The sequence below is a fragment of the Microcoleus sp. AT8-A3 genome (assembly GCF_036705675.1).
GTDB lineage: Bacteria > Cyanobacteriota > Cyanobacteriia > Cyanobacteriales > Microcoleaceae > Microcoleus.
Genome location: NZ_JAUBVD010000041.1, coordinates 1 through 18,343, shown reverse-complemented (window position 1 = coordinate 18,343; position 18,343 = coordinate 1). Strand labels below are relative to the sequence as shown.

At 43.8% G+C, this 18,343-nt stretch carries 13 protein-coding genes; 5 read left to right on the top strand and 8 right to left on the bottom strand.

Annotation, left to right across the window (positions count from 1 at the left end; translation table 11 throughout):
* Nucleotides 1-109: 109 nt before the first annotated feature.
* Complete coding sequence (locus QUB51_RS21300; RefSeq protein ID WP_333263197.1) at nucleotides 110-1,795, bottom strand: adenylate/guanylate cyclase domain-containing protein; 1,686 nt, start codon at nucleotides 1,793-1,795, stop codon at nucleotides 110-112.
* Between the two features lie 58 nt (nucleotides 1,796-1,853).
* Nucleotides 1,854-3,242, bottom strand: a complete 1,389-nt coding sequence (locus tag QUB51_RS21295) for an aminopeptidase P family protein (RefSeq protein WP_333263194.1) — start codon at nucleotides 3,240-3,242, stop codon at nucleotides 1,854-1,856.
* A gap of 395 nt (nucleotides 3,243-3,637) precedes the next feature.
* On the opposite strand from QUB51_RS21295, the gene QUB51_RS21290 reads away from it, so the two are divergent.
* Both QUB51_RS21290 and QUB51_RS21285 read left to right on the top strand, forming a co-directional pair.
* A complete protein-coding gene (locus QUB51_RS21290) occupies nucleotides 3,638-4,081 on the top strand; it encodes a DUF4332 domain-containing protein (RefSeq protein ID WP_333233072.1) in 444 nt (147 codons plus the stop codon).
* Nucleotides 4,082-4,110: 29 nt separating this feature from the next.
* On the top strand, nucleotides 4,111-4,470 hold the full coding sequence (locus tag QUB51_RS21285; RefSeq protein WP_333053803.1) for a Spx/MgsR family RNA polymerase-binding regulatory protein: 360 nt from the start codon (nucleotides 4,111-4,113) through the stop codon (nucleotides 4,468-4,470).
* Between the two features lie 2 nt (nucleotides 4,471-4,472).
* Here the strand turns inward: QUB51_RS21285 and QUB51_RS21280 are convergent, their stop codons facing one another.
* The 3 genes from QUB51_RS21280 to QUB51_RS21270 all read right to left on the bottom strand — a co-directional run bounded on the left by QUB51_RS21280 (nucleotide 4,473) and on the right by QUB51_RS21270 (nucleotide 7,309).
* Nucleotides 4,473-4,889, bottom strand: coding sequence for a GNAT family N-acetyltransferase (locus QUB51_RS21280; protein WP_333053802.1), 417 nt, complete (start codon nucleotides 4,887-4,889; stop codon nucleotides 4,473-4,475).
* Nucleotides 4,890-4,994: 105 nt separating this feature from the next.
* The gene (locus QUB51_RS21275; RefSeq protein WP_333053801.1) at nucleotides 4,995-5,594 is read right to left on the bottom strand and encodes a Uma2 family endonuclease; all 600 of its coding nucleotides are present in this window, start codon (nucleotides 5,592-5,594) and stop codon (nucleotides 4,995-4,997) included.
* Nucleotides 5,595-5,737: 143 nt separating this feature from the next.
* A complete protein-coding gene (locus tag QUB51_RS21270) occupies nucleotides 5,738-7,309 on the bottom strand; it encodes an NAD(P)H-quinone oxidoreductase subunit N (protein ID WP_333053961.1) in 1,572 nt (523 codons plus the stop codon).
* A 660-nt stretch (nucleotides 7,310-7,969) separates the two neighbouring features.
* Here QUB51_RS21270 and QUB51_RS21265 point away from each other — a divergent pair.
* From QUB51_RS21265 to QUB51_RS21255, 3 genes are all read left to right on the top strand, one after another.
* Nucleotides 7,970-8,947 (top strand): ABC transporter substrate-binding protein, encoded by a 978-nt coding sequence (locus QUB51_RS21265; RefSeq protein ID WP_333053799.1) that lies wholly within the window; start codon nucleotides 7,970-7,972, stop codon nucleotides 8,945-8,947.
* 9 nt (nucleotides 8,948-8,956) lie between these two features.
* Nucleotides 8,957-11,035, top strand: a complete 2,079-nt coding sequence (locus QUB51_RS21260) for a SpoIIE family protein phosphatase (RefSeq protein WP_333053798.1) — start codon at nucleotides 8,957-8,959, stop codon at nucleotides 11,033-11,035.
* A 226-nt stretch (nucleotides 11,036-11,261) separates the two neighbouring features.
* Nucleotides 11,262-11,417: a helix-turn-helix domain-containing protein gene (locus QUB51_RS21255; RefSeq protein ID WP_333053959.1), complete on the top strand. Its 156-nt coding sequence runs from the start codon at nucleotides 11,262-11,264 to the stop codon at nucleotides 11,415-11,417.
* Nucleotides 11,418-11,462: 45 nt separating this feature from the next.
* Here QUB51_RS21255 and QUB51_RS21250 read toward each other — a convergent pair whose 3' ends face one another.
* From QUB51_RS21250 to QUB51_RS21240, 3 genes are all read right to left on the bottom strand, one after another.
* The gene (locus QUB51_RS21250) at nucleotides 11,463-12,566 is read right to left on the bottom strand and encodes a poly(ethylene terephthalate) hydrolase family protein (RefSeq protein ID WP_333298321.1); all 1,104 of its coding nucleotides are present in this window, start codon (nucleotides 12,564-12,566) and stop codon (nucleotides 11,463-11,465) included.
* A 195-nt stretch (nucleotides 12,567-12,761) separates the two neighbouring features.
* Entirely contained in the window at nucleotides 12,762-14,138 is a 1,377-nt protein-coding gene (locus QUB51_RS21245; protein ID WP_333053796.1) for a response regulator, read from the bottom strand.
* On the bottom strand, nucleotides 14,135-18,343 hold a 4,209-nt coding region (locus QUB51_RS21240; protein ID WP_333393080.1), incomplete at its 5' end, for a PAS domain S-box protein. The genes QUB51_RS21240 and QUB51_RS21245, both read right to left, overlap by 4 nt.

The window sequence follows — 18,343 nt, the reverse complement described above, 5'->3', positions numbered from 1 at the left end:
CTGCTCTGCTGCAGCCGTTCTGCCGAGCGGGCGATCGCCCCGAAGAGGCGATCGATCGCAGCCTGCAGAGTTTCCTCAACAATCAGGTACTTTCAACTCTTAGCTTTATTTACTCTAGAATTTTGAGATCGCTTACTGTTTTTCTACCCGTCAGCAAATAAGTTTGCATTTGCCCTTTACCTTTAATCTCGATCTCGCCACGATCTTCAAATTCATATTTATCCTGCAGTAAGTCATAAGTATAGTGGCTGACTTGAATGCGGCCTGTTATGCCGTGAGATTCCATGCGGCTGGCTGTATTTACCGCATTTCCCCACAAATCGTAAATGAATTTTTTAGTGCCGATTACCCCCGCTACCACCGGGCCGCTATTAATCCCGATGCGGAGGTCAAATTTCGCGTCTAGCTTCACATTTAATTTCTCAATTGCTACTAGCATATCCAGCGCCATTTCGGCGATCGCCTCTGCGTGGTCTGGACGTTCAATGGGAATACCTGCTGCTACCATGTAAGCATCCCCGATCGTCTTAATTTTTTCTAAGCCGTGCTTCTCACTCAGTCCGTCAAAAGCTGAGAAAATTTCATTCAGCAAGTACACTAATTTAGTGGCAGACATGGTAGTAGAAATTTGGGTGAAATTCACCAAGTCAGCAAAAAGAATTGTTGCTTTTTCAAACTTGTCTGCAATTACCCCCGGTTCGTGCTTCAACCGAGTGACAATCGGTTCTGGCAAAATATTTAGCAGTAAACTTTCAGTTTTTTTCTGTTCTTTCCTGAGTGCATATTCCATCTGCCTGCGCTGAGTTATGTCGTGAAAAAACACAGAAATGCCGTCGTGAGAAGGAAAAACCCGCACTTCCAACCACACTTTTAAAGGACGATAATATTTTTCAAAAGCCACCCCAATTTGTTTGGCTACAGCTTCATGATACTCTTTATAAAAATCCGAATTCGTGAATTCGGGAAACTCTTCCCAAAAATTTTTACCGTAAAGTTCTTCCGGCGATCGATTCAAAAATTGCGCTGCTTTGTAATTGACGTAAGTAAATCGCCACTGGGGATCGAAAGCAAAAAAAGCATCGCTCATTGCTTCTAAACAATTGACAATTTGCTCGTCAGTAGAGCGGAGTTTTGCTTCTACTTGTTTTTGCCTCACCTGCGCGCGCTCTAATTTAGCCAGATTAATTCGCAACTCCATTTGACTAATAATTTGCCTTCCTAAAGTCCGCAGCGCTTCTAGCTGTTCTGGGGTGAGATTACGAGGAACTGTATCTATCGCGCACAAAGTGCCGATCGGATAACCGTCAGGAGTTACTAGCGGGGCTCCAGCATAAAACCGAATATTTGGATCGGAAGTTACTAGCGGATTGCCGACAAAGCGATTGTCATCTAGAGTATTGGGTACAACTAGCAATTCGTTGGGATTTAAAATAGCGTGGGCGCAAAAAGCTAACTCTCTCGGAGTTTCTGGCGCTTCCAGACCGACTTTGGATTTAAACCACTGTCGGTTAGAATCTATTAAGCTAACTAAAGCAATCGGAGTGCCGCAAATATAAGATGCTAAAGCTGTTAGATCGTCAAAAGCTGCTTCGGCTTCTGTGTCGAGAATGTTGTAGCCGTGCAGTGCTTTTAGCCTCTCTTCTTCGTTGCTGGGCAAAGGTGCAGCTTGCATCGGAGGCCGCGAGGTTATAGGTTGGCGAACAATGCGTGGAAGTATTAGTGCTACGATTTTTCTGACTTGCGAAACCAGTTTTTTAACTAATATCGAAAGATTTCTTGGCCAACCTTTATTCATTTTTATCTTTTTTCACACCTGATAAAACTGCGTATGTGCGATCGAAACTCGGCTCAACTTACGTATTTACCGCAACTAACTCCTCAATCTCTGGAGCTGTTGTGGGCAATTTCCCTGTCAATACTTCTCTACCCTCATCGAGGACAAGTATATCATCTTCTATGCGTATTCCGCGCACATCGGCAAATTTTTCCAACTCCTCCCAGTTCACAAAATCTTCATATTTAGCGCGATTTTCTGGGTGATTTAAGATTGCCGGAACTTGATAAAATCCCGGTTCGATCGATACTAGCATTCCCGGACGCAAAACTCGATTCAACCGCAAAAACCCCAACCCAAACCGACTGCTTCTGGTTCTTCCTTCTTCATAGCCAGCCAAATCGCCTAAATCTTCCATATCGTGAACATCCAAACCGATTAAATGTCCGATACCGTGCACAAAAAATAGCGCATGAGCATCCATGTCTACCAAATCTTCAACATTACCCCGCAAAATACCTAAATCAACTAATCCTTCCGCCATAATCCGAGCAGCTAACAGATGAATGTCTTGATATTCCACCCCCGGACTAATTTTATCAATACAAGCATCGTGCGCTGCCAAAACCACATCATAAATCGCTCTTTGAGTCGGAGAAAACTTGCCAGAAACCGGCCAAGTGCGAGTCACATCAGCCGCCCATCCCGTTGATGTTTCCGCACCGACATCTGCTAACAACAAATCTCCGGTTTGTAGGGGATTGTGATAATGTTCGCTGTGCAGCACTTCTCCATGCACAGTCACGATACTGGGATAGGCATAGGTCATGTTTTTGGAGATGATGACACTTTCCATTGCAGCGCGCACCCCCGCTTCAATTTGAGCATTTCGGGTTGCCGCCATTCCCGCTTTGTGAGCTTCTACAGTGACAGCGGCAGCTTGACGCAATTCTGCCAAACTGGCTGCATCGTGGCTCAGGCGCAGAGATATAATTGCCTTGGTTAATTCTAGGTCAATTCCGGTTGGCGATTTGGGCGGTGCGAGAGGGCGATCGAGAATTTCACGCTGTTGCAACTGAGTCCAAGAATCCTGAATTGCGATCGTTGCTGCATTTGTAGATCGCGCTTTCAATTCGGCCATTGGGAAAGCAGCATCAGCGCCAATTAGTGCGGCAATTTCTGCTCTTTTCGGCATTTCTCCGTGCCAAAGGGTGCTGCTAGCAGGTGCGTCATCTAAGAACAATTCTAATTTGCCCGATTCTAAGCGAATGGCAGCATTTTCTAAGGGCAAACCAGCAAAATATAGAAAGTGACTGCTGGCACGAAAGGGATAAGTAAGTGCCGGATAATTGCGAGGAATGCTGCGCCCCGACCATAAAATTACCGGAAAATTAATTAAACTGGCCAGTTTTTGCCGCCGTTGGTGTAGAATATTAGTTAACAAATCATCACCTTGTGTAATTGTCATGGGTAAAAACCTATAATTTTGAGTTGGGTTTACAGTCAGCCACAAGTTTTTGCATTCTCAGCATTAAAGCCCTAAAATTCTGACGATCAATTTGGCAGCCATTTTTGAGAAAATTCTCATCTGTCACTTATTTTTTGCTAGCATTTATAGGCTGTCTTTTTTATAGTCTTTGTCGTCATCGCCCGGATGATGTGGTTAAGCAGTAAGCCTGAGCCACAGGCAGGAAAACCGGCTGAAAGTGCTACTTTGTAGGAAATTAGCATAATTATCACAACACCCGCAATGAGTCAAATTCCTTGGTCTGGTTTTTGTTGATAGGGTGACGTGAGCGATATCCTCTATTGACTGTTTTATAATTTAGACTTTAAAGTATAAGTAAAATTCACTGAAAAAACATGAAAATTTCTCATAAAGCTCCTCAAACTTCTGTGCAACTACGCGATTGGCCGATCGCACATTTACCGGGATTGAGCAAGGAAAACCAATCTCAACTGGAAGAGTGCAGTATCACCACAACCGGACAACTAATTCGCCTGACGAAAACGCAAGCGGCGAAAGTGTTGCTAGCCAATCAATTACAGATTAACATTCAATATGTTAATAAATGGGTAGCGATGGCAAATTTGGCTGGAATTCCAAGTGTAGGGTGTCAGTATTGCGGGCTGTTACTGCACGCCGGCGTTGCTTCTCCGGCTCAATTGGCTCAAATGCCCGTGGAGAGATTGCACCAACAAGTTTTAAGGCTGCACGTAGCGACAATGCAGCGCAATGACTTGACTCCTTCAGTCGATCGCGTGCAAAAATGGGTTCAACAAGCTAGATTAGTCAGTAGTCATTAGTCATTAGTCATTAGTTAGTAGTCATTATTATGTCAATTCAAGTTTACGGAATCCCCAACTGCGGAACCTGCAAAAAAGCTTTCCAGTGGCTCAAAGATAGCGATGTTAATTACGAGTTCATTAACACAAAAGAACAGCCGCCGACTCGCGAAACAATCCAAAGCTGGGTAGCTGCTTTAGGTTTTGAACCCATGCGAAATACTTCCGGTCAATCTTACCGCGCTTTGGGCGATGACAAGAAAAATTGGACTAGCGAACAGTGGGTAGATGCTTTTGCTAAGGATGCGATGCTGCTGAAACGTCCTCTTTTCGTTAAAGATGGAACGGCTGTTTTAGTAGGTTTCAAAGAAGACGTAATTCGAGAAAAATTGGAGCTTTCAAGGGGCTAAGTTCAGCCAGTTGTTCGCCGCAAAAACTTAAGTTCGCCCACATCATCCGAGAAACCCCAACGCTCGTAAAACGGCATCATGTTCGGCAAACAATTAAGATAAAAATGCTCGACAGCTTGCAATTTGGGATGAGTTAAAACTGCATCCATTAACTTCGCACCCAGTCCCATCTTTCTGTGTGTCGGCTTGATGATGACATCAAAAATCATGGCTCTGTAGACAAAATCGGTAATGACGCGGGTAATGCCAATTAGTCGATCGGTCTCATCGACAAAACCAATGGTAACATCAGTTGCCTCCAGCATTTTCACAACATCCTCCCGCGTCCGCTTGTCGCTCCAAAACTCGTTTTTGTACAAATCCATCAAGTCGGAAACCTGGCTTTCGGTCAAAGTTTCGACAATTCGGTAGTTATCCATATCTTCCCTCATAAAAATTAGAAGACTAAAGTCCTCACCACCCACCAAGTTATTATTGTTTTACTGTTACCAAGCTAGACATTGCTTCACCCCATAGCATGAAGTTTACTGCTGCACTTCCGTTTCCGGGCTTTCAAATACCACTTTTGCATAAATCTCGCTCATCGACATTTGCACTCCCAAGGAAGCAAAAGAAACTGTTGCTGTCTCTCCCTCATATTCCCGAAATAACCATTCATTTGGTTCGGTTTTAATATATTGTGCGACTAAAAACTCAGATTGATTGACTAACACATATTCACAGAATTCAGGGATAGATCGATAAAACCGAAACTTATCCTCTCGATCGAAATCCTTGGTAGACTTAGAAAGCACTTCCACGATGAGCATCGGATTGAGGATCTCATCACTGCGTCCCTCGGTAAAAACTGGCTCCCCTTCAATCACCATCACATCCGGGTAAGTTCCCCGTCGATACCGAGGAATCCACAACCGCAAATCGTTGTGAAAAAGCTCATAGGGCTGCCCCTCAAGCAAATTTCCCAAGACTCTACTCAAATTTCGGATAATCCGGCTGTGATTAATACTACCACCACTCATTTGTACAATTTCTCCATCGCGGTATTCATTTCTAAACTCAGCAGTTTCCTCTAACTCCCGGTACTCATCTGGAGTATAAAACTTTGCCTTACTTTGTACTAACATTGTTGCCTCTGTACTAACTTTTATCTGCGTTAATCTGCCTACATCTGCGGTTAAAAATCATAATTAACAGTATATCACAACAAAAAAGAAACGCCCAACTGCAAAGAGTCAGGCGTTTTCCACTATTTCAAAAACAGGAAAAATTAATCCCGGCTAGACACCAAATTAGAGTCAATTTTCGCACCCACAACAGGTTGCACCTGACTCAAAGCCGACTGCAACATGGGAGTTTTGGTAATAGCATCATTGGCCAAATTAAACAAAGGATTCGACAAAATTCCCGCCAATGTTGTCGCCACCAAAGTGAGTACAACGCTGACTTGCAAAGGCCGCATTCCCTGAAGGTTCCAGCGAACTTCGGGATAATTTTTCACCGCGTCTGACATTTCTTGAGGTTCTTTTACTACCATCATCTTGACCACGCGGATGTAGTAGTAAATCGAAACTACGCTGGTAATTAATCCCAGAATAACTAAGCCGTAAAGTCCTGCTTGCCAGCCGGCCCAGAACAGATAGATTTTGCCGAAAAATCCAGCCAGGGGCGGAATTCCACCGAGAGAAAGCAGGCAAATACTTAAGGCTAAAGTTAACAGCGGGTCTTTTTGGTACAAACCGGAGTATTCGCTAATTTGGTCGGTTCCAGTCCGCAGCGAGAACAGGATGATGCAGGCGAAAGCGCCCAAGTTCATAAACAGGTAAACCAACAGATAAAATATCATGCTGGAGTAACCGGCTTCTGTTCCTGCAATCAAACCCAGCATCACAAAACCGGCTTGGGCGATCGACGAATAAGCCAAAAGCCGCTTCATGCTAGTCTGGGCGAGGGCAACCACATTTCCTAACACCATGCTGAGAATGGCTAAGGCCGTGAACACGAAGTGCCACTGTTCGATAAGTGCGGGGAAAGCAGTTGTTAACAAGCGGATTGCTAGGGCAAAACCGGCTGCTTTGGAACCGACAGAAAGAAAGGCAACAACGGGTGTAGGAGAACCTTCGTAAACGTCTGGAGTCCATTGGTGGAAGGGAACCGCAGAGATTTTGAAGGCGATGCCGGCGATCGCAAAAACTAAAGCAATCACCAAACCGAGAGATTGACCTTCGTTCACAGTAGAAAGGTTAGCAGCGATCGCACTTAACTGAGTTTCGCCCCCCGACAATCCGTACAGCAGCGAAATCCCGTAGAGAAACACCGCCGAAGAAGAAGCCCCAATTAACAAATATTTCAAAGCAGCTTCATTGGAACGCGGGTCGCGTTTTGTGTAACCCGTCAGCAAATAAGACGAGATACTCAGAGTTTCCAACGAAATAAAAATCATCACCAATTCATCAGCGCCGCTGAGGAACATTCCCCCCAAAGTAGCGGTGAGTAAAATGCCGATGAATTCCGCTAAAGCAGTACCAGTTTGCAGTACATAGCGGACGGATATCAAAATAGTGACAGCCGCAGTCAAAGCGATAATTCCGCGAAACACTAAACTCAAGGCATCGCTGTTAAAACCGCCTAGAAACGAGATGGTATCAACGTTATCCCACTGCAAACACAAGGCAGCGACGGCGGCTAGCAAACCCGCAACGGCAACGTAGGGAGTCCAACCAGATGAACTGCGGCCTACGATTAAATCGCCGACGAGAACCACCAAGAGGGTGATGATGACAATTCCCTCTGGCAAGATAGTTCCAGCATTTAGCTGGGCAGCAAGAGTAGCAAAATCCATATTTTCAGGCAGGTTGGGTAGTACAAGCCGCAAAGGCTGTAATGGGCTGTGAACTTGTAAAAATTCTTTACCAAACACAGATTGTAGCGGATTACAGCTTCGCGATCCCAATTGGGCGGGTGTTTGTTGCCGGAGAGTTGATACTCGGTAGCGGTTTTGCATACATGGGCGGGCATTGTAGAGATTGCTGAGTGATGTCACCTGCGACTAGAGTCGCGATCGACCATAACTGCCACAATGTAGAAAGTTAAACCAATAATTCGCCATGACTGAAAGCATCGAGGATACCCGCCACGTGATTCATCCGTCCAGAAATAAAAAACCTGTATCCGATAAAGGATCCCCCGAATTTATCTCGCACAAGTCAATGCTTCAATTCTAAAATCGAAAATCGAAAATCGAAAATCGATTGACTGACTCGCTAAGTGCCTACAAACCGCAGATTATCAATGACTTCAACAACCGCCCCGACTAGGAAAATGAATTTCACAAACAAGCTGCAACTCGGTTAGTAGAATTGGTCAAAGTGCGATCGGGCAAGCTTGTTCTAGATATCGCCGCCGGAACAAGTTTAGTGGCTATTGCGGAAGATGCACTTAGGTCGATCGGGATCAAGAAAATATGAGTCGGCTTTTTTACACCAAGAATCCTCTAGCTAGTATGTCTAAATTACTCAATTACATCTGTATATTTATTACCTGCTGGCTGCTGTTTGCTTGTCAGTCTTCGGCACCTCTAAAAGTAAAACCTCCTGCCCTAAAAGTATCTTGTGTTCCTTTTGTTGGCTATACACCTCTGATCATTGCTCAAGAGAAAGGATTCTTCAAAGCGCAAGGGGTAGACGTGGAACTCAGCTATATAAAGCACTCACAATTGCTTTTCGCGGATTTCAGTGCAGGGAAGTATGATGCGATCGCATTGACCTTGGGCGATTTTGTGATTTTGAGTGCCACATATCCTGATATGCAAGCTGTGATGGTTGTGGATGAATCGACAGGGGCAGATGTGGTAGTCGCGCAATCGGATATTAAAACAATCCCTAACTTGAAAGGAAAAAAGCTTGGTGCAACTCTAGGCGACTTTAGCGAGGTTTTCGTTACTGAGATGTTGAAAACCTCTAAGCTGACAAGCGATGATGTTAGACTGGTTAAAGTCGAGACTTTTGAAGTTCCCAATCGCTTACAAAACAATGCTATCCAAGCAGGACACACTTGGGAACCCTATCTTTCTGAAGCATTAAAATTAGGGGCGCATATCCTGTTTACAAGCAAACAAACCCCAGGCTTAATTTTGGATTTAATCGCGTTTCGGGGTGAGGTGATACGCGATCGCCCCGAAGATATTCGCGCCTTTGTGCGAGGCTGGCTTCAAGGCTTGTCATATTGGGAAGCAAATATTACCGAAGGAAAGGAGATCGTCAGCAAAGCATTGAATATGCCCATCAATACCATTTCTTTCGACGGAATAGACTTTACTGACTTTGCAGACAATCAAAATTTATTTCAATCAAACAGTCATAATTATATCTACAAAACTGCCAAAAAATATACGGACTTTTTTATTCGCGCTGGCAATGTGACGCGCCTTCCCAATCTAGAAACCTTGTTCAATTCTTCTTTCTTAACCCCCCCCTCCTAGTCTCAAACCATGAAGCGATTGTTTTTCAACAGCATTCGTACAAAGTTAATCGTGTCGTTTCTCGTCGTTGCTCTGATTCCGTTGCTGTTGCTAGCATTTGTCAACAAGCAGACAACTGAAAAGGCATTGACCGACAACGCACGACAAGCGCTATCTGCGGCGGCTAACGAAACCGCTTACAGAATAGATGGGTTTATCGATGGGAATCTCAATGCCGTGCGCGTAGAAGCGATTTTACCAGGTTTGGCTGCCTATCTGGGCATACCTCCAGAACGGCGAAATGGTAGTCCCCAAGAGATGTTAGCGACTGAAACCTTAACCAGGCTCAGTCGCAAAGATACGCTTAATATTATCTCCTATGCCTTGCTCAACTTAAAGGGACGGAATGTACTCGATACGAATACACTGGATGTGGGACGAGATGAATCCGGTCAAGATTACTTCCAAGAACCGCTCAAAACTCAACTATCTTTTGTTTCTAGCATTAGGCAATCGCCGACAATTCCCAACCTCGTTACGCTCTTCTTTAGCAGTCCTGTTCGCGATGCGAAGGGAAATATATTGGGTGTATTGCGGGTGACATACAATGCCACATCTGTCCAGCAGTTGGTGAGTCGGAAAACTGAACGTGCAGGTGCGAAATCGTTAGCCGTTCTTTTAGATGAGAACTATATCCATCTGGCACATAGCACTACACCGGAACTCCTTTTCAAATCAATTGTACCTTTGTCACCCAATGTTGTAGTGAAACTGCAACGCGAAGGGCGTTTGCCTAAAAATATAACGGAAGAACTTGCAATCAATTTGCCCGACATCAAGCAGGCTTTAGACACTAAACAGCCTTATCTAATCACACGATTGACAGCTACGGGTAATAATGAGTTAAGCCTCTTAGCGATCGCCCGCCTGCAATATCAACCTTGGTCAGTTCTTTTCGCACAACCCATTGCCGTTGCCCTAGCACCTGTAGAAAAACAAATACAGGATGCACTTCTTTTATTAGCAATCATCGCCACAATTGTAACTATCATCGCTTTGGCGATCGCACAACTATTAACCAAGCCTCTGATTTACCTCACCCAAGCGGTTGCCCAGTTTACGGCGGGTCACTTAGATATGCGTGTGAAGATGGGATCGCGAGACGAAATTGGTCTGCTAGCACGATCCTTCAACAGCATGGCGAGGCAAATTCAAGAATCATTTGAAACCCTCGAAGACAAAGTTAAAGAACGAACATCAGAACTCGCTAATGCTAATCAGGAAATCATGACCCTCAACGAAAAACTCAAAGTAGACAACCTCCGTTTAGGTGCAGAAGTGAATGTGGCGCGTCAGATCCAGCAAATGATTTTGCCTAACCCTCATGAACTGGAAATTGAGGGACTAGATATCGCCGGATACATGGAACCCGCCGATGAAGTAGGAGGGGACTACTACGACGTGCTACAGATCGATGGTGTTGTCACACTGGCGATCGGTGATGTCACCGGACATGGCCTGGAAAGTGGCATTCTAATGCTGATGGCGCAAACCTCAGTTCGCACCCTGCAAGAGATTCGTGGACTAGATCCAGTTCGATTCCTGGATGTACTCAACCGTACCCTCTACAAAAACGTGCAGCGCATGAATTCTGAGAAAAGTCTGACGCTGGCGATTTTGAACTACTCCGAAGGACGGATCAGCATCAGCGGTCAGCATGAAGAAACGCTAGTGGTGCGAAAAAATGGAGATGTTGAGCGCATCGACACGATGGAGTTAGGCTTCCCGATCGCTTTAGATGATGATATCGCAGACTTCATCAGTCACGTCCTGATTGAGCTAGAACCTGGAGATGGCGTGGTGCTTTATACTGATGGGATTCCAGAAGCCTATAACATCCGCAAAAAGCAGTATGGACTAAAGCAATTGTGTCAAGTAATTAGTCAAAATTGGCACAAGTCTGCAGCAGGAGTTAAGGATGCGGTGATTGTAGATGTGCGGCAACATATTGGTAAGCAGAAAGTGTTTGATGATATTACGTTGCTAGTCTTTAAGCGGCAGGCTGAGGTTACTGAAAATGGAAATTTAGTTAATAATAATATTATATAGCACGTCTATTTGAGTCGTGAATGTAGAACAACCTGAAACGCTTGTGATGATTGAATCAATTGTTTACAAATCAAATGGTTTTGCTATACCCAATAAAATCCTAAAATGAAGAACCTAGTTTGAGGAATAATTTATGAAAGTAAACTACTAAGAAAGAATGGATTTAATAGCATACGAGTTAAAAATAATTTAGTCAGAGCAGGGAACTCTACCTAATAAATAAAAAATTCAGGCACTTTATTGGTTAAAGACTGGAGCGATTAAAAGCCTTACAGATGTAGCTGAACGTTTAGGTGTACATAGAATTACTGTACATAGATGCTTAAAACAATATAGTGCTCGCGGTCTGTCAGATCGGCGATCCCAAATAATAAAAAGTTAGGCACACTATGTATTAGCCTTAATCTATCTTACGTTTTTTAGGTAGCTACTTAGAAGATGGTTTGGGAACTGCAACGGTGGTAACACGGACATTCGGATCGAGGGCGTCACCTTGAGAGTAAATATAATCAAATGCCGATCGATCTTTAAGCATATGTGCCCGCAAAAACAGGGCGCTCCAACGGGCGATCGTTTCAATACCCACGGCTCGCTCTAAGGTAGCAGTATTGCGATCGGGCATCGCACCAGCGGGGTTATTAACATCGGTAATGCCGAAGTGATTTGCACCCATAACAGTAATCAAAGCTTTGGGTGGTGTTTGAATTTGGTCAAAAGTGCTGTGAGCTCGATCGGGCAGGGCGACACCATCGATAGATCCTTGAATCAACGCCACTGCAATGCCATCATTAGCGATGGGTACAAATTCATTAGCAATAGGATTCCGCAAGTTAGCTCCAAAAAATGCAGCAGCTAATAGTTCTTTCGGGCGCGTAAATGGCTCTTGACACAAATACAATTCTGGGAGACATTTGTTAGCAATCACCGATAACCCCACTGCACCACCAAAAGAATGACCCAATAAACCAAGGCGCTGCGTATCGATAACAGACGCGATCGGAGATGTGGGCTTTGTATTTTCGATCGCCATTTGAGACAAAACCGCCCCAATTTGGGAAGTTTCCGACGCCAAATTAGGCGGTGAAGTGGGATTGAAGGGCGAAGGCCGCAAATGGTTCGGAACAACCACCACAAAGCCGTACCGTGCCACATGGCTAGCGTAATCTGAATAAAATGATTTATCTACAAGCGCACCTTGCAATAAAAGCACAATGGGAAAAGAGTAATTACCAGAATTAAGATCGGATGGTTTAGGATAATAAATATCAACTAAATCGTTATTACCCGATATAGTCGTACTGTAAAAGCTAGTCTCTTTAAATGGCGGTCTATCATCGATTATTGTCGCAAAAACTTTGCCACCAATGACAACAAACGCAGCAATTACACAAATAATTGCTAGAGTTTTTACTGAAAAAAAATCATGGTTTAAATTCATCATTATTTTGGGTTTGAGAGTGCGTGCATCAGCTACTAAAAAAAAGCAAGTTGGCGACTTGCCATTAAGGGAAATTTGTGTAAAAATTGCCAATCAAATGATATCATGTCCCCTCGATCGCAATTTGTGTAGGGGCGGGTTCACCCACAATACCTGCCAATAATTGACAATCTCAAAAACCCGCCCCGACCGGGATAGTATGGTTAATCGATCGAACATGATATGACTCCTAAATAAACACGATTCCCGATCTTACACCATTTTTGAATACTTGAAGTTTAGTGTGGCTTATAGCCCGACCAAATCCTCTTTATAAAAACCTTTTCTAGAGTGGTAAATCGGAATTTCGATTGCCAATGTCGCCCCTTGATCCGGTATCGAAAAACAACTCAGTTGTCCCCCGTGGTCGTCCACTACAATAGTATAGCTAATCGATAACCCCAAACCCTTCCCTGTTCCCACTGTCTTCGTTGTAAAAAATGGCTCAAATATGCGTTGTTGAATCTCTTCGGTTATGCCGGGGCCATTATCAGTAATATAAATACCCACTTGAAAGTCGGAGAGTAACTTCGTGCAAATAGTAATAGTAGGGATCGAGCTGCTATCATCTACATCATTTGCCCAACGTTTTGGGGATTGCAACGCTTCAATCGCATTAGTCAGAACATTCATAAAAACCTGATTCATTTGCCCCGCGTAGCATTCTATCTTTGGCAGATTATCATACTCTTTTACCACTTTAATTATCGTTTGCTGTGCTTCATCTTTCAGCCGATGCTGCAAAATCATCAGCGTACTCTCAATTCCTTCATGGATATCCACCGCTTTTAACTCAGCTTCATCGAGTCGGGAAAAATTCCGCAGCGATTGCACTATTTCTCCAATTCGATCAGCTCCTATGCTCATAGAAGCAATTAGCTTCGGCAAGTCATTCCTGAGAAAAGCGAAATCGATTGCCTCCAGTTGTTCCTGGATAGCTGCTGTGGGATTGGGGAAATCTTCTGTGTAAAGTTGCACCAGCCTCAGCAAATCTTCAGTGTACTCCCTTACGGGCGAGAGGTTCCCTTTAATGAAACTAATCGGATTGTTAATTTCGTGAGCTACCCCCGCTACGACATTCCCTAAACTTGACATTTTCTCGCTTTGGATGAGCTGAGCTTGTGCATTTTGTAACTGTTGTAGAGCCAGCTCTAGTTGTTGGGATTTATTCCGCTCTTTAGCCTCAGACTCCTGCAATCGCGCATTTTGCTCGTGCATTTTTTTTTGCAAACGCTGAATAGTTAGTTGATTTTCGACACGAGCTAAAACTTCTTCTAAATGAAATGGCTTGGTGATGTAGTCTACTCCTCCTACAGCAAATGCTTTGACTTTATCCAACACTCGATCTAGGGCGCTCAAGAAAATAACTGGAATACCCGAAGTTCTGGCATCCGCTTTTAAATGTTGGCAAACTTCGTAGCCGTTCATCTGGGGCATAGAGATGTCGAGCAAAATCAAATCTGGTGGGGTAGAACGCGCTGCTTTTAATGCCATTTCCCCGTTTATTACGCCCCTAACTTTATATCCTTTGTCCCTCAGCATAGTCGATAAAAGACGCAGGTTGTCGGGGGTATCGTCAACCACTAAAAGATTGGCAACATGAGATGCTAATGGCTGGCTGTTCATGGGATAATTTGTTCGGTTAAGTCAGTAATTTTATCAAATCGAAAGTTGTTAGCCCAATCAGCGATGGTCTCCGGGAAAGACTTATTATATTCGGGGATTGTGGCGACTAAACTTAAAATCAGGTCGGCATCAGCATCGATAGCTGCTTGATGTAACTGTATCACCCACTCAGCAGGCATTTTCGCCAAAGTTGTCCTTAAATTTTCAGTTTTTTCCTCTGCTTTTACACTCAGGTCTTGACCCTCAAGCTGAGATAATGTAAAGTTCGGTAAATCTTCATAAATATACTGTACCCCTAAATGTTCAGCCATTTTGGCAAAAATCACTTCTTCTTGAAAAGGCTTGCTCACAAAATCGTCACAGCCTGATGATAAAACAATGGCTCGCTCTTCCTCAAAAGCGCTAGCGGTCAACGCAACAATTGGGGTAGCCTCATCTTGAATCTTGGCTTTAATTTGTCTGGTAGCCTCATACCCGTCTATCACAGGCATTTGCATATCCATCCAAATTAGGTGAGGTTTCCAAGTCTCCCAGATTCTAATAGCTTCTTGACCATTTACTGCTTCGCGCACCTCCAAGCCAAGCGGTTCGAGAAGATCAACCAATAGCAAACGGCTCTCCCATTTATCATCAACCACCAAGATGCGATATGAGGGTTGGTTGGGTTGTAAACCAATTACCCGCCTTCTTGATTGTCGAGGTTGAACTTCAGCCATCTCTGGGGAACTAATTTGGATATCAAAACTAAAAATTGTTCCTCGATGCAAGGTACTGCTGACGGTAATGTCTCCTCCCATCAGTTGTACGAATTGTCGGCTGATTGGTAAACCCAAGCCTGTTCCTTCTTGAGATTTCCGACCTGCGTCAGTTTGCACAAAAGCCTTAAATAAAGAATCTAGCTCAGTAGGAGCAATGCCGTAACCAGTGTCTTCCACTTCAAACGTAATAGTCCGTGGTTCGTTGTCTGTTGGGGACTTTTGTTTCGCACTAATTGCTGCTACCCTAAGCGTCACACTTCCCTTGCTCGTAAACTTTATCGCATTTCCTAGCAGATTAATCAATACTTGACGCAATTTACTTTCGTCAGTTTTTACATACTGAGGAATGTTAGAATCGATGTGCCAACTGAGCTGTAAATCTTTAGAATCCGCTTTAATTTTGAGCATTTCTTCGAGAGAATGGAGCAAATGATACAGGTCAAAGCTAGTAGGATTTAAGGTAATCCGACCTGCCTCTATTTTAGACATTTCCAGCACGTCATTAATCAGCGTCAGCAAATGCTCGCCAGAACGACTAATGATGCCTATCTGTCCCTGCTGTATCTGAGAAAGGGATGAGTCGCGCGCCAGCACTTGGGTAAAGCCGAGAATTGCATTGAGGGGAGTTCGCAATTCGTGACTCATTTTTGATAAAAATTCGCTTTTAGCCTTGTTAGCCGCATCTGCAACTTCTTTGGATTTTTGTAAGGCTGCCTCTGCTTTTTTACTTTCCGTAATATCGCTAGCTGTGCCAGTTATTCCGAGAATTTTTCCCTCGGAATCCCGCAATACAAGTGAATTAAACCGGAGATTGATAGGTCTACTATCTTTAGCTAATTGTATAGTTTCATACTGAAATACAGACTCTCCATTCAGCATACGTTGGAATATCTTTTTATCTTTTGGAAGTTGTTCAGGTAGCTGAAAATCACTAAATTTTCGCCCTATCATTTCTTTAGGCAAGTAGCCAAATATATGTTTTACAGCAGCGTTGACGAAGGTATAACGCCCTTCGATATCAAGTGACCAAATCATATCCTGCGATGTTTCAACTAAGTCACGGTATTTAGCCTCGCTTTCTTTGAGCGCTTCTTCTACCCTTTGACGCTCGGTAATGTCGTTAGTGACTAACAGAATACACGCTTCTCCACCCAGCTCAATAATATCTGCTGATACCAGCATCTTTCTCACCTCGCCTGATGAAGTACGACAATCGAATTCCTGATTGCGAACCACTCCTGATTCTTGCAAGAGCTGTCTGTATCTGTCACATTCTTCTAAATTACCCCAAAAATTCAAATCAATTGCTGTAAAACCAATTACCTGTTCGCGAGAGTAGCTAAAAGTGCGGAGGAAACTGTCGTTCACTTCGATGTAGCGTCCATCTGCAAATCGGGCGATCGCGATCGGGTTAGGACTGGAACGAAAGGCTTTAGAAAACTTTTCCTCAGACTTGCCCAAGGCTACTTCTGTCTGCATTCTGACAGCAATTTCCTGTTGCAGTTCTTGGGTTCTTTCTATAACCTTACGTTCCAGCGTTCGCGAGTAGTCCCCTAATCGATCGTAAAGCTGAGCATTCTCAATGGAAATAGCAATTTGGGAAGATAAAAGTTTTAACAACTCAAGCCGATCCGTAGTAAAAGCCCCTTCAGTCAGATTATTTTCCAAATAAAGAAGGCCAGTCAACTTACCTTGGTGCAGCAGAGGAGTGCAAAGAATAGACTTCGGTTGAGTAGCTGCAATATAAGGATCGCGAGTAAATTGTCCCTCTTGAGCCGCATTATTTAACACCACATTTTCCTGAGTGCGAATCACATAATTAGCGATCGCACAAGCCAGCAAAGGAGTTCCCCCAGAAGCTGCTATCGGATTGAGAGGAAGCGATTGCAGCACACTAACCTCATCCTCCTGCACCGAACCTTCCGCCTCAATCGCCCAGTTTCCCGCTTTTTCTAAAATCAAAAAACCCTTTTGCGCCCCCGCATTCTCGATCGCAATTTTCATCAATCTTTCCAGCAACCTACTCAAAACAATTTCACCCGAAATCGCGAAAGAAGCTTTCATCACCGTAGTTAAATCTAGCGTCTCACCCAAATTGCTGCTAGTAGTCGCCGTCGTTGTTCGGTTTTTTGTTTGAGTAGTTGTCTTCCCTGAAGTTCTCACTATTAATTGGGGATATTTTTCCTCCAAACTCTCAACTTTACGTTTAGCCCCCCAGTATTGATAGCCATAGTGGGCTTTAGTCAGGTAGATGTGGGCAAATTCTTCTTTCTCCTTCCCCAACCAGAACTTAGCAGCCAATTCCGCCGCCAGCGCTTCATTCTGAATAAAATCATGCTCTCTAGCCTCAGCAATCGCGCGATCGTACAAATCCATCGCCGACAAATCAAAACCTGAAATTCTCGCCATTTCTGCCGCCACCAGCGAGAACTTATGTGCAAAACTTTCCGAGCAATTATCCGCCCAAACTTTAATTTGCTTCTGATTAGCTTCTAATTGCAGCCAGTAATCTTGTCGCTCCGATTCTGAAACCTCGGAATACAGAGCCGTTAAAATCAGACAACGGTAAAAATAATGGTGAGCACTAGAAATATGACCCATCAAATAATCGATCAGCCCTGCCGCCCGTTCAGATGCTTCTAGCGCCTCACTGTACTGTTCGTAAAGATAGAAAGTCTGCGCCTTTAAAACATAAAACTCGCACAGCGCTGCCATACTTTTACGGTTATGAAAATTTTCTAAATGCTGTTCTTCGCTAACTTCATCCTCTTCCCCCATCAAATTCAAAATTGCTATCTTATTAGCAACAATAATATCAATCGCCCAGAAATTTTTAGTGTGATTGCAGAAATGGAGCGACTTGTCAATATCTTCCCAGAGGCTATTCAAATTCATGCCCTGGAAGAAATAAGTAATAGTTTGAAACATCCGGTTATAACCCGTCCATTGCAAATTGCCCGATTGCAAGCCAACTTTATAACCTTCATTATTAATTTGGGCCGTAGTTTTGAGAGGTCTCACCCAGCAGTTTAAGTAATTAGCAAAAATCACACTATCTTGGCAATTTTGAGACAAATTATTTGAATTTTCGCTCAGAGTCAGAGCCAGCCTGCCAAACTCATAAGCAGATTGGTAATCCCCTAAAATTGAATTTAGGATAATTCCATAACACGAATAGCAGTAAGACCCTTCCGCTACAAAACCGTACTTGAGAGAAAGATTAATCGCTTTAATCACAGTCAACTTCCACAGTTCTTGAGATGAAAAGAACGTTAGTGGGCCCATGTTGCCCAATAATTTCATAGCCATTAGTTGAGCTGGGTCTTTCATCTTTTCGGCATGAATTAATGAAGCAATTTCTTGGTTGGCTAAGTAGGCTGTAGCTGTCGCCATTTCCGCATTAATCGCCTCACTTAAATTATCTTCAGCCAAGTCTATGCCCAGCAA